The sequence below is a fragment of the Flavisericum labens genome, from assembly GCF_045446075.1.
GTDB classification, from domain to species: Bacteria; Bacteroidota; Bacteroidia; order Flavobacteriales; family Flavobacteriaceae; genus Flavisericum; species Flavisericum labens.
Genome location: NZ_JBJJBQ010000001.1, coordinates 310,860 through 327,584, shown reverse-complemented (window position 1 = coordinate 327,584; position 16,725 = coordinate 310,860). Strand labels below are relative to the sequence as shown.

The window sequence follows — 16,725 nt, the reverse complement described above, 5'->3', positions numbered from 1 at the left end:
ATAATTATAAATTTTTTAGAGCTTGTTTTATAATAGTTTCAACGTTGGCATCGGGTTGGGTCGCCACAATCTTATCTATCACACGTTCTGCTTGTTTTTTGGCAAAACCAAGCACTTCTAAAGCAGATAACGCTTCATCTTTGTTGGTATTGTCTTTTGAAACAGAAACTTCGTCAATATCGTAAATCTTTAAAATTTTATCCTTGAGGTCAATAATAACGCGCTGTGCCGTTTTTGCGCCAATCCCTTTAATGGATTGTATTAAGGCAACATCGCCTTTCGCAATACCTTCCCTAACCTCTTTTGGTGTTAAAGACGACAGCATGGTACGCGCGGTACTGGCACCAATACCGCTTACAGAAAGCAGCAACCTGAAAATTTCGCGCTCTGTAATAGATGAAAAACCATAAAGTGTATGAGAGTCTTCTTTAACTTGAAGATGAGCAAACAGCTTTAAACTCTCGGCATCAGGTATTTGCGAATAGGTATGCAATGAAATATGAAGTACATACCCCACTCCATTACAATCAATAACCACATGTGTTGGATTTTTTTCAGTAAGTTTCCCTTGAATATGTGTTATCATCTACAGCACTTCGTTAACCGACCAAATGTAATAAAATTATTTTCAATTGAATTAGTTTGCCATTGCCTTTTCTTTATCCAATTGTTCCTTGTGCTGTGCGTCAATAACAGCAATTGCCGTCATATTAACAATCTCATCAACACTAGCGCCTAACTGAAGAATGTGTACTGGTTTTCGCATACCCATCATGATTGGCCCAATGGATTCTGCTTCATTTAAAGCCTTTAAGAGCTTGTAGGTGATATTTGCAGAATCTAAATTTGGAAAAATAAGTGTGTTTACTTTTTTGCCAACTAATTTTGAAAACGGAAAACGCTCTTTCAACATTTCGTCGTTTAGGGCAAAATCGGTTTGCAATTCGCCATCAACAATCATATCTGGATAATAACGATGGAGGTTGGCCACCGCATCGCGAACTTTTGAAGCTTTTTCGTAAGTTGACGAACCAAAGTTTGAATATGAAATCATAGCCATTACGGGGGTCATTCCAAACATTTTAACCACCTGCGAAGTCATTTGAGCAATCTTGGTCAACACCTTAGAATCCGGATCAATATTGATGGATGTATCACTCAAAAACAACGGACCACGTTTGGTCATCATCACATTGGTAGTCGCCACTCTATTTACGCCATCTGCCATTCCAATTAACTCCAGCATAGGTTTTACTACACTTGGGTAATTTCTGGAATAACCCGAAATTAAAGCATCGGCATCACCTTCATTCACCATCATGGCCGCAAAATAATTACGTTCACGCATCAATCGCTGTGCGGAATAATATGTTACCCCATGACGTTTACTTTGCTCCCAATATACTTTGGCGTATTTATTTTTTCGGTCGTTTTCCTCTTCAGTTTTGGGGTCTATTATTAAAACATCATCAGCTTCAAACTCAATTTCCTCCATTAAACTTTTAATGGTATCTATTCTTCCCAGTAAAATAGGGATAGCCACGCCTTCTTCATAAACAATTTGTGCAGCTTTAATAACAGCAAGCTGATCGGCCTCTGCAAAAACTACACGTTTTGGATTAATTTTTGCACGGTTTAGCAATAACCTGACCAATTTATTATCAGAGCCTAAACGCTCTCTAAGAACATCTTTATAATCTTCCCAATCGGTAATTGGAGATTTAGCCACACCACTCTCCATAGCTGCTTTCGCAACTGCAGGTGGTACTTCTGCGATTAATCTAGGGTCGAATGGTTTAGGAATAATGTAATCTCTACCGAATGTTAAGCGGGTTTCCCCATAAGCAATGTTTACCTGTTCTGGCACGGGTTCTTTTGCTAAATTTGCTAAAGCCTCTACTGCAGCCATTTTCATGGCTTCATTGATTTTTGTAGCTCGCACATCCAAAGCGCCTCTAAATATAAACGGAAAACCAAGCACGTTGTTCACCTGATTAGGATGGTCGCTACGGCCTGTTGCCATAATAACATCTTTACGTGTAGCAGTAGCCAAATCGTATTTTATCTCTGGATTTGGATTTGCCATAGCAAAAACAATAGGGTCATTTGCCATGGATTTAAGCATATCTGGAGATAACACATCGGCCATAGACAAGCCAATAAACACATCGGAATCTACCATAGCTTCATCAAGGGTATCAATTTTTCTATGCGTGGCAAATTCAGCTTTTTCAGAAGAAAGGTTATCGCGATCTTCACGAATAACACCTTTACTATCTAACATAACCATATTCTCGCGTTTAGCACCAAAAGCCTGATACAAACGAGAACACGAAATAGCGGCAGCACCTGCTCCACTTATTACAATTTTTACCTCTTCAATTTTCTTTTTGGTCAACTCTAAAGCATTAATTAATGCTGCGGCGGAAATGATGGCTGTACCGTGCTGATCGTCATGCATTACGGGAATATCGAGCTCCTCCTTTAAACGGCGTTCAATTTCAAAAGCGCCAGGCGCCTTAATGTCTTCCAGGTTAATCCCTCCGAAAGTAGGTGCTATATTTTTAACCGTTGCAATGAACTCATCAACATTTTCCGTATCCACTTCAATATCAAAAACATCGATATCGGCAAAGATTTTAAATAATAAGCCTTTACCTTCCATTACCGGTTTTGAAGCTTCTGGACCAATATTTCCTAGCCCTAAAACCGCTGTACCATTTGATATGACGGCAACCAAATTTCCTTTAGCTGTGTATTTATAGGCATTGTCTTTATCCTTTTCAATTTCCAGACATGGTTCGGCTACTCCAGGCGAGTAGGCCAAAGACAAATCTCTTTGGGATGCATATTTTTTTGTTGGGACTACTTTTATTTTACCCGGAACAGGTTTTGCATGATATATAAGGGCTTCTCTACGTTTACTTTCTTCGCTCATGGGATTATGTTAATTATACCAAACAAATATAATAATCCTATTTATGGTTACCCCCATTCTTTATGAAAATTGATTAATTCTTTTTTTAATAAAAAGGAATTTTTTAAAACCCCAGTAGTATTCAAAATACTAAATACTATTAACCAAAAAGACTTCCAATTTTTGAAAGTCTTTTTTAATAATAATAACTGGCTAAGTCTTATATAAATAATAATTGGCACCCTTCTTGATCGGCTCTACTGTAAAAGTCTCCAATTGTCAAAATACCATCCAATTCATCAATAAGGTCTTCTTCCTTTAAGTGAAACATATCTACTGCTAACTTACAGGCCCAAAGTTTGCAACCCGAATCTGATAGTATTTCTAAAAACTCTCCTATTGGTGGCATATCCAATTTATCCATTTCTTTCTTCATCATTTTTGTTGCCAATGCCTCAACTCCTGGCAAGCCGCCTAACATTGTAGGAATGTGCATTCCTGGATTACCTACGGTTGCTACATGCAAGCGTTCTAACTTTTTCTTTTGAATAGCTTCTAATCCAAAAAAAGTAAAAAATATCTCGGATTCAATGCCTTCCATTCTTGCACCATTTGCCATTACAAAGGCTGCATAAGCATTTTCAATTGTTGCTTTCGATAATATGAAAAGCATTTTTTTAACTTTTGTACCCATAATTTCTGTTTTTTCGATGATTTAAATACAACTTTTGGGTTTAGGAATTCCCGCAATAAGTGTTGCTTTTTTTAGTGGTCCTCCTGGAAATAAGCTGTAAAACTCCTTAATATTTATAACACCACTTTTTTTAATACCTCTTATTGATAATGGTTCTTCATTTTGATATTTATCGTGGATATAATCTATCACTTCCCAATGCTTATCTGTCATGGAAATACTTAACTCTTCGGCTAAAGTTTTACCGATTTCTTGATCCCATTGTTTAAAATCAACTAGGTATCCTTCTTCATTAACATCTACTTCTTTATTTGCGATTACTTTTTTCATGATTATAAAATTTAAATATTTATATTTTTTTAATTTTGTTCTATATCGAGTTTTTTTCCTTTAAAACTCATGTTTCTGCCAACAAATGGAATTGGAATCCCTTTTAACAACATATTCCAATAAATCCATCTAAAGGCTAATTTCCCCCAATGGTTAAATATGCTTTCTTTTAATAGTTTAAGAGGTCCTATTTTTGCAAACGGAAATGTACCATGAACTGGTTCCTGCTCATAATTAAAATCTATTAATAAAGCTTTATTATCTCCTGTTTCAATAAAGCAATTGGCATGACCGTCAAACTCTTGCTTTAATTTATTGCCTTGTATGTATAAAACAATATTATCAGTTAGTGTTTCTGCTTGAAAGTGTGCAACAGATCCTGCTTTAGAAGCTGGCACATTGGTTGCATCTCCTATAACGAAAATATTATCATGAGCTATAGATTGTAATGTGTGTTTATGTGTTGGAATAAAATTTAAATCATCACCTAATCCAGATCGTTCTATAACTTCATCTCCCATGTTTGTAGGTACCGTTACCAACAAATCAAAAGGAATTTCCCTGTCAACATAATCTACAATGGCTTTCTTTTCATTATCAACTTCCATTATTGCAAAATCGGTCTCTATCTTAATTTGTTTTTCCTCCAACAAGTAATTTAATGCTTTGGTACAGGTTGGTTTTGTGAAAGCACCGTCTAAAGGTGTTACATAGGTAATTTCAACCTTGTCTCGCATCCCTTTTTTCTTAAAATAAGAGTCAGCCAAAAATGCAAACTCTAATGGGGCTACTGGACATTTTATAGGCATCTCTGTGATATGCACTACCAGTTTGCCACCTTGCCAATCTCTTAACTTATTACGTAATGCCAAAGCTCCTTCATAAGTGTAAAAATCAAAAATGTCTTTTCTCCATAAAGAGCCCAATAATCCATCTGTTTCATCTGGTGCAATTTTAGACCCTGTTGCTACAATTAAAATATCATAATCCAAGGATTCGTCTTCTAATTTAACTTTATTCGATTCTGGTAAAATCTGTTCAATCTTTTTCTGAATATAATTGACTCCCTTTGGTATAAATTTCTTTCCCTTCTTTTTAACTTGATCCTCTGTGTAGGTATCAAAAGGAAGAAACAAAAACCCCGGTTGATAGTAATGTGTTTTATATTGATCTACAATAGTAATCTTCCATTCTTTCATTGGCAGTTTGGAAACTAAATGATTAGCCATCATCGTTCCTGATGTTCCCGCGCCTAAAATCAATAAATTTTTCATTTGTTTTATTTTTAAACCAAACCATTTTTTTCAAATAGTTATGATTTTAATTTGGTATAAAACTAATACAAATGTACCTCATAAAACATGACAAAAATCATTATAACCCCTTGTGTAACAAAGGTTACACAAGATTTACCATGGGTTTTAAAAATATTTTGGGGTAAGTGATAAAAATCATAAAATGAAATAAGCCTTAGGTGTAGCTTTGTTAATATTCTTAATTTTTTAACACACGCTGTTTATAGAAATTACATTTTTATAGAAGCGCCTAAATATTTCAATCATGAAATCCTATTTGTTAAATTTTATTTTTCTGCTATTTTATTCAACAATTTTATCACAAGCCGGGCATATTATGCAGGGTGTTGGTGCTGTTAATATGTCGATGGGAGGTGCTTCAACAGCTCAACCTTTAGATATTTCTGGCGCATTACACTGGAATCCGGCGGCTATATCAAGTTTTGACAACACCATAATTAAGTTAGATATTGGGCTGTTCTATTCTTCACCAGAACTATTCTCAACCGTACCAGAATTCGACTCTAACAACATGCCTACTGGCAATTCTTTTAGTGGTAACACCAAAGACGATAGAGGTGTTTCACCTATGCCAGCATTAGCCATGGTTTGGGGCAAAGAAGATAGCAAACATACTTTTGGAGCTTCAGCTTTTGGGATAAGTGGCTTTGGTGTTACTTTTCCTGAAGACCTCAACTATCCTATGGATATTATGGGGAATTCTAACCCAAACTATAATCCATCGCAAAGCTCTAACCCAATAAACTTTCCCCAAATGGCTGGTGGGTTTGGACATATCGAATCAGACTACATTCTATTACAAATAGGTTTATCATATGCATATGAGGTTACCGATAAATTATCTTTTGGTATACAGCCAAATATAGACTACGCAACATTAGAATTAATGCCTAACCCAACAGCAAACCCTAATGCGACTGGTTACGCTTCTGCAGACAAAGCATCCGCTATCGGTTTTGGAGCTCAAGTAGGTATTTTCTTTGATTGGGGGAATGGACTGAAATTAGGTGCTTCGTATAAAACTACCCAAAAGTTCAGCAAGTTTGAATTTGAAAATACATATTTGGATAATTCAATAGCAAAAAATGAACTTCAAATGGATTATCCAGCAATTTTATCCTTTGGTTTAGGGTATTCTAAAGGCGATATTGATTTAGCTTTAGATTACAGAATAGTAGATTATGAAAACACTGATGGGTTTTCTAAAACAGGGTGGACACAAACGGCCTCTGTATCTGGATTTGGCTGGGAGAATATTAATATAATTTCAGCTGGCCTTTAATATAAAGGTATTGACAAACTCCCGTTAAGATTAGGTTACACATATAGTTCAAATCCGATAAATGAAGATGTGGCATTTTTTAATATTCCAGCTACAGCCATTATAAAAAATGCATTTCAATTTGGTTTAAGCTATGACCTAAATGAAAGCTGGAAAATTGATGCGGTTTACCATTATGGCGATAGTGGAGACAAAACTTCTGGTCAAATTCTAAATCCGATGTTTATTCAGGCCTACCCTCCCTATGGAGCTATTCCAGGAAGTAATGTATCTTATGATATGACGACATCAATGATTCAATTTGGTGTAAGTTATAAGTTCAAAAAGGCTGAAATTAAATAGCTTACTTTTAATTTAGAAACTAAATAAAGCCCTTAAACCTTAAATTTTAAGGGTTTTTGTTGATATCTAGAAGTTATTATTTTTTAAAAAGTCAATATTCCTTTTTAAACCTGTAAACTTAGTACGTTTTACAGCAGATTTTTTAAACACTTTCTTAAAAGTTTCCTCCGTGATTTCTTCCCAATCTTTTTTACTCATGGAAAGTAATTCTGGATGCGAATTGAAAAGCGGCTCGTTATGGGATTTTGAAAACCGATTCCATGGGCACACATCTTGGCAAACATCACAGCCAAACATCCAATCGTCCATTTGCCCTTTAAATTCTGTAGGGATGTTTTCCTTTAACTCAATGGTTAAATACGAAATACATTTGCTGCCATCAACTACGTATGGTTCAACGATAGCTTCCGTTGGGCAAGCATCTATACAAGCGGTGCAGGTGCCGCAGTGGTCGGTGGTTGGGGTATCATATTTCAAATCTAAATCAATAATCAATTCGGCGATAAAATAAAACGACCCGACTTGCTGGGTCAACAAATTGCTATGTTTACCCATCCACCCCAAGCCACTTTTTGCAGCCCATGCTTTGTCTAAAACTGGAGCCGAATCTACAAAAGCACGTCCTTCCACGTCACCAATTTCCTCTTGAATATAACTTAAAAGCGATTTAAGTTTATCTTTTATCACAAAATGATAATCGGTGCCATAGGCATATTTGGATAGTTTATAGCTTTCTGTATTTTGTTGTTCTGAAGGAAAATAGTTCAAGAGCAATGACACAACGCTTTTTGAGCCTTCGACCAATTTTGTTGGATCTAAACGCTTATCAAAATGGTTTTCCATGTACCTCATTTCGCCGTTCATGTTATTATTCAACCATTTTTCCAATCGGGGCGCTTCTTCTTCCAAAAACTCCGCTTTACTAATACCACTTGATAAAAAACCGAGGCGTTTGGCTTCGGTTTTGATGAGTTGGGTATGTTTTTCTTTGTTATTTATCATTTTTGAGATTCTGAAAATAAATTCAGAATGACCCCTTATATCAAAACAAACCACCTTGTGTTGGCCCTTTAATTTTACCAAGGTGTTTATAAGCTTGCTCGGTAACCTCACGCCCACGCGGTGTACGCATGATAAACCCTTGTTGAATTAAAAAAGGTTCATAAACTTCTTCAATGGTTTCTGGGCTTTCACTTACGGCCGTAGCGATAGTGGTTATTCCCACCGGACCTCCTTTAAACTTTTCTATAATTGTAGATAGGATTTTATTATCCATTTCATCCAATCCGTGGGCATCTACATTTAAGGCTTCCAACGCAAATTTTGCGATTTTTATATCAATGTTACCATTACCCTTTATTTGGGCAAAATCGCGAACACGTCGTAACAAAGCGTTTGCTATACGCGGTGTTCCTCGACTTCTTCCGGCAATTTCTACAGCGGCTTCCATAGAAATGGGAACGTTTAAGATACCCGAACTACGCTGAATGATAGTGGTAAGTAAATCGGTTTGATAATATTGAAGCCTGCTTTGAATACCAAAACGCGCACGCATCGGCGAGGTTAAAAGCCCTGAGCGTGTAGTGGCACCTACTAGAGTAAACGGATTTAAATTGATTTGAACTGTACGGGCATTTGGCCCTGTTTCAATCATAATATCAATTTTATAATCTTCCATGGCCGAGTACAAATACTCCTCTACAATGGGGCTTAATCGATGGATTTCATCAATAAACAACACATCACGTTCTTCAAGGTTGGTTAACAACCCTGCAAGGTCGCCAGGCTTATCTAAAACAGGTCCTGAGGTGACTTTAATACCAACCTCCAATTCATTGGCTAAAATATGTGCTAAAGTCGTTTTTCCGAGTCCTGGAGGCCCGTGAAACAATGTATGGTCTAAAGCTTCTGTACGTAAATTGGCTGCCTGAACGAAAATTTGGAGGTTTTCCAACACTTGATCCTGACCCGTAAAATCATCAAAAGATAGGGGTCTTAATTTTTTTTCTACATCAACTTCTTCAGGAGAAAAATTATCGTTTGTTGGGTCTAGGTTTTTGTTCATTAAAATTTAAATGAAATTATTAAGGTGTCGAAACAAGTTCAGCATAAACAAATATAAACAAAAAGCCTTTCCGATCCGGAAAGGCTTTACCAAATAATTGGTTTAAATTAAGGTTGGTTATAGGTTCTATATTAATTCAAAATGGTAAATTCACAACGACGGTTAATATCGTACTCATCGTCATCACAAATACCTTCTTTTACGCATTTGTTAAGCGGTTGCATTTCTCCGTATCCAATGCTTTTCAATCGGTTACGTTCAATACCCTGGCTCACCAAATATTCCAACGTTGAAGCGGCACGACGTTTAGATAAATCTAAATTATATTGGTCTGGCCCTTGGGCATCGGTATGTGCCGAAACCTCAACTTCCATAGTTGGATATTTTTTCATTAAATCCACCAACACGCTTAATGTTGTTGCAGCATCTTTGCGGATATCAGATTTGTCGAAATCGAAATAAATTTTTTCCAGCTGTACCTGCATATCACCTTTGTCATTCTCTTTTACACGCTCTTCGGCATCTGCAAATGATTCTAAACTTAAGTAAATGTTATGTTGCATTTTTCCTTTGCTGTCAGTTGAAAATTCTACATCTTGCGGAATGTATGCTTTTTTTGTTCCGCGAACTTTATATTTCTTATTTGGTTCAATTTTGAATTTATAATAGGCATCATCGCCAATAATGGTATCTTGAATTACTGTGTCGGATTCGTCAAACAAAGTTACTAACGCCCCATTCAACAATTCTTTACTGTTTTTATCCTGAACAATGCCTTCAACTTGATATTTGGTCAACAGATTTTCTTCTCTGTCAAAACCAAAAATTCTATCATAACCCGTGCGGTTTGAAGAAACATAGCCTTGGTTATCTTTCTCTCTAACTACATATGCAAAATCGTCCAAATTACTATTTACTGAGCTTCCTAAGTTCACAGGTTTATCGAACTTGCCGTTTACCATGTTGCTTCTAAACACATCCAATCCGCCATAGCCTTGGTGACCTATTGATGAAAAATACAACACGTTATATTCGCTAATAAACGGGAATTGTTCACGCTGTTTTGTGTTAATGGTTTTACCTAAATTTTCGGGCTCTCCATACGCTCCATCATCATTTATCGCAACTTTATAAATATCAAAACCCCCTATAGTACCGGGCATGTCACTAGCAAAATAGAGTGTTTTTTCATCTTTGCTCAATGCTGGATGTTCGGTACTGTAACTATTTGAAGTAAACGGTAATGCTGTAACGTTGGTCCAAATGCCATCAATCAATTCGGCCTTATAAATTTTGATGTGCGCAATCCGCTCTTCATCGGTTTTTTTACGTGTAGTATTGGTTCTGTTGAAATACATGGTTTTACCATCTTTAGTGAAAACTGCATTACTTTCGTGCGAATCGGTATTTATGGCATCAGAAAATGGTTGGATATCTTCCAAAGTATTCGCATCGGTTAACCTGGCGCTGTACAAATCCAAATAAGGTAAATTGTTCCATGAATAGGCTGGATTTTCAGAGTTTCTTGCCGAAGCAAAAACCACTTTATCATCGCCATAAAACGATAAGCCAAAATCGCTACTGGAACCTTGGTTTACTATTTGTTTTAAATTAAACACATGCGGTGTGGTTTTATCAGTTTGCTCAATAAAAGCAGTCGTATTAAAAGGTTCATTGTAATACATGCTTAAATGCTTATCGGCTTCTTTATAGTTTTTTATGCCTTTTAAGGCTTGTGCAAAACGAAAATGATAATCAATATCGATAGAATCGCCATACTCAACAAACAACTCCCTGTACGTTTTAACAGCCTTTCGCAAGCTGGTATTGTAATAATAACTATCGGCCAAATTTTGTAGGACCTCTTGCGTACGATCTTTGGTTTCATAAGTTTCAGCAGCTTCTGTGTAAGCTCTCATTTCAAAAAGTTTATTGGCTCTTTTTATGTTTCCTTTTTGTGCTAATGCCGTTCCACTAACTAATAAAAGGCTTGCCAGTATGTATATGTATTTTTTCATTTTTCCTTGTTATTAAATATTAGAAGAATCTTGGCGAACGGTCGTATCCGCTTTTAAATCCAAATAAATCCACATCGAACAGAACGAATATTTCGTGCGAGCCCGAATTGTAATCTCCTAAATTAGTAGTTGTGTAATCGTAGGCATAACCAATCCTGAGTTCTGATGTTACCCTAAAATTGACCAAAGCACTTAAGGCGTCGCCCAAACGGTAACCTAAACCGGCTTCCAATTTTTCGTTTATCAAAACGTTTGCCGTAACATCAACCGCCAACGGGGCACCTTTTACGCCTCTGGCCATAAACGCGGGTTTTAATTTTAGGTTTTTGTTTAAATCAAACACATAACCGCCCGTAAAGAAATAGTGGACATTTTGAACACCTGTTGCTTTTATGCCATTTTCATTCTCCAGGTGTTTTGTAGATAACATGTTTGGAGCCGATAGTCCGAGATAGTAATTCTCTCCAAAAAAGAAAGTTCCTATACCTATATTTGGAAAGGCTCGACTGATGTTTTCATCAAAAGCACCATCAAGACCATTTGATGCATTTCCTGATTGTAACATAAAACCATCAAAATTGGTATCGAAAAGTGTTACTCCTGCCTTCAATCCAAATGAAATTTTACTTTCAATACCCACGGGTAGGACATAGGCAAAATCGGCGTAAATGTTATTTTCGTTGACTACATCTCCAATATTATCGTTGGTGAATGAGATGCCCATTTCAATTTTTTCATTTATTGGTGTATGGGCAAAAAAGGTTCCAGTTCTTGGCGCACCCTCAATACCAACCCATTGGGTTCTGTAAAGTCCGCCTAAGTTCAAGATACCTTCTTCGGAGGTGGCGTAGGCCGGATTTATCACACTCAAGTTGTACATGTACTGCGTAAATTGGGGGTCTTGTTGCGCAAAGCTTTGAAATGACAAGAACGTCAAACTTAACAAAGCAGCTATTTTATGATATATATTTAAATGTTTCATCCTTCTTAAATTTTGCTTTATCTATAAATTATCTGCTCAAGTATAAGCGCCCTTGTTCTGGTTTATTTTCTCCGTCGTTAAACTTGAAGATGTAGAAATACACTCCAACTGGTAATTTTCCTTTTGAAACGACTCTCGATTGATTTGAAGTACCATCAAAACGAGGCGTGTTGGCATTACCTTTGTAAACCACGTTTCCATTTCGATTGAATATTTCTATTTCAAAGTTTGGATAAAGCAGTGCTAAATTGTCAACATCATAGGTATCGTTCACGCCATCGTCGTTTGGTGAAAAGCCATCCGGTAATTCTATTTTGCCACATGCAGTAACATCTGGGGTAACGGCCAAACGTATGCTGCTTTCACAACCCGAGGTAGGGTCTATTAGTGCAGCGTAATATGTGATATCCGATAATGTTTCACTTACGGAGATGATTGAATCTCCTGTTGCAGCATCGTACCAAATCACATTATTTGTGTTAGAATCGTATTCCACAATATTATTAGCCAAATCTAAAACAGTTGGGCCATCATTGATACAATATTCTTCTGAAGCATCATCTAAAGTAGGTGTTGCAGCATCGCTGATTGTACCATTTATTTGAACTGCTATTGAGGATTCACATCCCGAACTTGCAGTTTGTGTGGCGTAATAATCTTCGCCGTCAACCAAGGCTTCTGTGCCAGTTAAGAGTAGTGTTAAAGAGGCATCTTCATACCAGTTTACCGTTCCACTTGGACTAATGGCAATTACTAAATCAGCAACCGTTGGATTATCAATTAAACAGAATGATGGATTAGGGTCGTCAACTATTATTGCCGGACTATCGTTTACCGTTACCGTTATTTCGGCCATTGCATCTGGTGAACACGGTGAAACTGCAGTAACGGTATAAGTATAAATGCCCGCTGCATCAACAGACGGGTCGAAAACTCCTGTTCGGCTGGCTAAAGCCGGTGACCAAGTTCCGCCACTTTGCGCAGCAGTTCCTAACAAGTCAAATAAATCTGCCGGGGCATCAATTACACATAAAGCAACCGAATTGTCCGCACCAGCATTTGGTGCTAGAGTTACTGTTACATCAATACTACTTGATACTGTTCCACATGCATTTGTTAGGGAATAAGTATAGGTTCCATCTACATCTACTAACGGATCAAAAACTCCTGTCCCGCTGGTCAAGGCTGGCGACCATGTTCCGCCTGTATCTGGTGTTCCTCCAAGTTGTGTAAACAAATCGACCGTACCATTATTACTGCATAAATCGAGTGGTGCGCCATCTGTTCCTGCATTTAGAGGTTCTTCGATCGTTACAGTTATTACGGTGCTATCGTCAACGCATGGTGCCGAAGCTACAGTATAGGTAAAACTGTACGTACCCGCCGAAACACCCGTGGCATCAAATGTGTTTCCTGTTAAAGTGCCTACGCCATCATCATTATTCCATGTTCCACCAGCATCTTGCGAACCATCTAAACCTGTAAATAAATCGATATTGTTATCACTATTACAAGCTACGATAGCCGTTGTGCTGGGAACACCTGCATTTGGGGATTGATAAATAGTCACGTCAACCGATGTTCTCACCGATGATTCGCAACCTGTTGTTGCATCGGTTTGGGTGGCATAATAGGTTTGCCCATCGACTAAAGCTGTAGTGTTTATAAGTGGTGTTCCGTCTGTTGAAACATCATACCATTGAATACTATTCCCAGTAGCTATTAAATCTGCAATCGTTGCCGAATCGCAAAAATCTTGCGGTGTAGTTGCTGTTGGCGCAGGAGTATCGTTAATTACAATACTTACGGTTACATCAACATCGTCGCAGCTTCCAATGGCATCAACATCAAAGGTATAATTATAAGTGCCTTGAGCCAACCCATCTAGTGTTAGAGTGTTTCCAGATAATGCTCCTGAAGCATCATCATCGTTCCATGTTCCGGTTTGATCTTCGCCAGTCAGTAAATCAAATAAATTATAGGTCTGCCCTGTTGTAATTTCAGAAAGACAAAACTCAACTGGTGTATTTGGTGTCCCTGATTCCGGGGCGTCTACAACAGTCACTATTACCGTGCTGCTGTTCGTACAGCTATTGACATCTGTTATTGTATATGTGAAATTATATGAACCGATAGTCAATGCTGTTAAATCGACATTGCTTCCGGAAAGTGCTCCGGAGGTATCGTCGTCACTCCATGTTCCACCAGTATCCTCGCCCGTTAATTGTCCGAATAAATCCAAGGGTGAATTAGCTACCAAGTCGTTTTCACAATAGTTGACATTTGAAGGTGTTCCTGTATTTGGCAATGGATTGATGATTACGCTTACCGTTACATCCACGTCGTCACAGCTTCCAATAGCATCCACATCGAAAGTGAAATCGTAAGTTCCAGCGGTCAAGCTAGATAAATCAACGGTGTTTCCTGCTAACGCTCCGGTGGTATCGTTATCATTCCAAGTTCCAGTTTGGTCTTCACCAGTTAACAGGTCAAATAGATTGTAACTTGAAGGTGCAGAGCCTTCGCAAAATTCAGCAGGCGTGTTTACGGTACCCGATTCCGGGGCGACTTCAACGGTCACTATTACCGTGCTGCTATTTGTACAGTCGTTAACATCTGTAATTGTAAAAGTGAAATTATATGAACCGATGGCTAATGCTGTTAAATCGACATTGCTTCCGGAAAGTGCTCCGGAGGTATCGTCGTCACTCCATGTTCCACCAGCATCCTCGCCTGTTAACAGTCCAAATAAATCCAATGGTGAGTTGTCAATTAAGTCGTTTTCACAATACGTTGCATTTGAAGGTGTTCCCGTATTTGGCAATGGATTGATGATTACACTTACCGTTACATCCACATCGTCACAGCTTCCTATAGCATCCACATCGAAAGTGAAATCGTAAGTTCCGGCAGTCAATCCAGATAAATCAACTGTGTTTCCTGATAACGCTCCGGTGGCATCGTCATCATTCCAAGTTCCAGTTTGGTCTTCCCCAGTTAACAAATCGAACAGATTATAATTTGATGGGGCTTCACCTTCACAATATTCAGCTGGGGTATTTACCGTGCCAGATTCTGGGGCAGGTTCAATGGTAATGGTTATTGGTTCGGTGTCTGAACATGAGCCATTATCAATGGTGTAACTAAACGTGTACGGGCTCCCCGAAACGTTAAGCGCTGTTAAATCTAAAGTATTCGATATGGTTGTATTGCTTGAATCAGTCCAAGTACCACTATTATTATCTTGAGAACCATCTAAAGCGTCAAATAAATTGAACGGCGAGTTTGCTGCCAAGTCGTTTTCACAAAACGTTTGGTTTATGGCGACTCCTGCATTAGGGTCTGGCAATACGATAACTTGTACCATTGTTGATTCCTCTGGACAAGGGTTTGGTAACAAGTTTTGGGTATACGTAAAATTATAGGTTGCTGGTGTAAATCCTGTTAAATCTATTGGTGATGTTACGACGGGGTCTGAACTCGTTGTTCCCTGAGTCCATTGGCCGCCTCCGCCTGTATCGTAATTTTCTATTAACGAAAACAAATCAAACGATGCAGGTAAACCAGATTCACAAAATGAGGCTGGATTTGTGGAGGAAGGTGTCCCAGAGCTATATGTCTCATAAACTGTTATTGAAACGCTAGAAGTAGCATCAGGGCACGCACTATTACTCAATACAGTATAAGTAAAAGTGTAGATTCCGGCGGTTGTTAAGGATGAAATATTAACCGTCCCTTGATGACCACTTGATGTACTTAAAGGCCCTGACCAAGTTCCTGTTGTATCAGGTGTAGCTCCCAATTCATCAAACAAATTAAAATCTGAAACAGGCAAACTATCATTACAGTATTCTAATGCGGCAGATGTTCCTGCGTCAACAGGATCATCTATATTTACAATTACTGCAACCGGATTGCTTACACAAAAAACATCATCCACTTGAATGTAATACGTGTTTCCATCAACCAATGGGTCCAATAAGGATAAGGATGGTTGAACTGGATTCCCAAAGGCGTCAAGGCTGTCGTACCAAGTATAGTTTGTAGCTGTTGTTCCAGGGTCTAAATTTCCAACAGTCGGATTAGTATCTGAACAAAAATCTTGCGGATTAGCAGGCGTGGGGTCTTCTGGAGCTTTGAAAACCCCAACTTGTCCTATTTCCAATTGGCTTTTACATCCACCGTTATCAACAAAAACAATAAAGTAGTTGGAAGCACCAGAGGGAAGTATGTCAGATGGATTTGCTTGATTTGTTAGAGCATAATCTGTATAAACCTCTACGTAACCACCTACTGGTATACTAGACTGCAATACATCATCAATATAAGTTTGAATAGTAGCATTTTCATTACTACAATAAATTCGGTCAAGATTTAGACCACTATCATTTACCTCAAAATCAATAACTATTGCAGTTCTTGCTCCACAAGATCCTGAGTTGTCATCAATATAATAAGTACCCTCTTGTACTAGCTGATTATCATTAAATAGCAGCCCTCCAGTAGATTGGTCATACCATGTAATACCATTACCATTATCGATGGCGTAATCGATACTTAAATCTGAAAAAGTATAGCCTGATGCATCGCAAACTGGCGGCGGTGTAGGGTTAGTTACCGTGGGACATTGGGCATTTCCATCAAAAGACGTCCACAGAAAGACCATAATAAAGGCTACAAATGCATTTGATTGCCTTGAAAGTAATTGTGTCTTCATAGATTTGGTTAATTAAGAACGGTTAATTACATTGAAAATCTGATATCTAGTACTATAAAATT

12 protein-coding genes are annotated in these 16,725 nt (G+C 37.9%); 2 read left to right on the top strand and 10 right to left on the bottom strand.

What is annotated here, in order from left to right; translation table 11 throughout:
* Positions 1-4: 4 nt before the first annotated feature.
* The 5 genes from ruvA to sqr all read right to left on the bottom strand — a co-directional run bounded on the left by ruvA (position 5) and on the right by sqr (position 5,215).
* Positions 5-586: a Holliday junction branch migration protein RuvA gene (gene ruvA / locus ACIEHO_RS01445; RefSeq protein ID WP_406967899.1), complete on the bottom strand. Its 582-nt coding sequence runs from the start codon at positions 584-586 to the stop codon at positions 5-7.
* 51 nt (positions 587-637) lie between these two features.
* Positions 638-2,938 carry an NADP-dependent malic enzyme gene (locus ACIEHO_RS01440; protein WP_406967897.1) on the bottom strand — a complete coding sequence of 767 codons (2,301 nt, stop codon included), beginning with the start codon at positions 2,936-2,938 and terminating at the stop codon, positions 638-640.
* Between the two features lie 199 nt (positions 2,939-3,137).
* The gene (locus tag ACIEHO_RS01435; protein WP_406967895.1) at positions 3,138-3,611 is read right to left on the bottom strand and encodes a DsrE/DsrF/DrsH-like family protein; all 474 of its coding nucleotides are present in this window, start codon (positions 3,609-3,611) and stop codon (positions 3,138-3,140) included.
* 21 nt (positions 3,612-3,632) lie between these two features.
* Positions 3,633-3,941: a TusE/DsrC/DsvC family sulfur relay protein gene (locus ACIEHO_RS01430; protein ID WP_406967893.1), complete on the bottom strand. Its 309-nt coding sequence runs from the start codon at positions 3,939-3,941 to the stop codon at positions 3,633-3,635.
* A gap of 29 nt (positions 3,942-3,970) precedes the next feature.
* Positions 3,971-5,215 carry a type III sulfide quinone reductase, selenoprotein subtype gene (gene sqr, locus ACIEHO_RS01425; RefSeq protein ID WP_406967891.1) on the bottom strand — a complete coding sequence of 415 codons (1,245 nt, stop codon included), beginning with the start codon at positions 5,213-5,215 and terminating at the stop codon, positions 3,971-3,973.
* Positions 5,216-5,501: 286 nt separating this feature from the next.
* Here sqr and ACIEHO_RS01420 point away from each other — a divergent pair, with 286 nt between their 5' ends.
* Both ACIEHO_RS01420 and ACIEHO_RS01415 read left to right on the top strand, forming a co-directional pair.
* The gene (locus tag ACIEHO_RS01420; protein WP_406967889.1) at positions 5,502-6,539 is read left to right on the top strand and encodes an OmpP1/FadL family transporter; all 1,038 of its coding nucleotides are present in this window, start codon (positions 5,502-5,504) and stop codon (positions 6,537-6,539) included.
* A 69-nt stretch (positions 6,540-6,608) separates the two neighbouring features.
* The gene (locus tag ACIEHO_RS01415) at positions 6,609-6,881 is read left to right on the top strand and encodes a hypothetical protein (RefSeq protein ID WP_406967887.1); all 273 of its coding nucleotides are present in this window, start codon (positions 6,609-6,611) and stop codon (positions 6,879-6,881) included.
* A 66-nt stretch (positions 6,882-6,947) separates the two neighbouring features.
* On the opposite strand, the gene queG is transcribed toward ACIEHO_RS01415, so the two are convergent.
* The 5 genes from queG to ACIEHO_RS01390 all read right to left on the bottom strand — a co-directional run bounded on the left by queG (position 6,948) and on the right by ACIEHO_RS01390 (position 16,663).
* Positions 6,948-7,883: a tRNA epoxyqueuosine(34) reductase QueG gene (gene queG, locus ACIEHO_RS01410; RefSeq protein ID WP_406967885.1), complete on the bottom strand. Its 936-nt coding sequence runs from the start codon at positions 7,881-7,883 to the stop codon at positions 6,948-6,950.
* A 40-nt stretch (positions 7,884-7,923) separates the two neighbouring features.
* Entirely contained in the window at positions 7,924-8,946 is a 1,023-nt protein-coding gene (ruvB, locus tag ACIEHO_RS01405; protein WP_406967883.1) for a Holliday junction branch migration DNA helicase RuvB, read from the bottom strand.
* Positions 8,947-9,077: 131 nt separating this feature from the next.
* Positions 9,078-10,964 carry an OmpA family protein gene (locus ACIEHO_RS01400; protein ID WP_406967881.1) on the bottom strand — a complete coding sequence of 629 codons (1,887 nt, stop codon included), beginning with the start codon at positions 10,962-10,964 and terminating at the stop codon, positions 9,078-9,080.
* 19 nt (positions 10,965-10,983) lie between these two features.
* A complete protein-coding gene (locus ACIEHO_RS01395) occupies positions 10,984-11,946 on the bottom strand; it encodes a PorP/SprF family type IX secretion system membrane protein (RefSeq protein ID WP_406967879.1) in 963 nt (320 codons plus the stop codon).
* 28 nt (positions 11,947-11,974) lie between these two features.
* Entirely contained in the window at positions 11,975-16,663 is a 4,689-nt protein-coding gene (locus ACIEHO_RS01390; RefSeq protein WP_406967877.1) for a gliding motility-associated C-terminal domain-containing protein, read from the bottom strand.
* Positions 16,664-16,725: the final 62 nt, after the last annotated feature.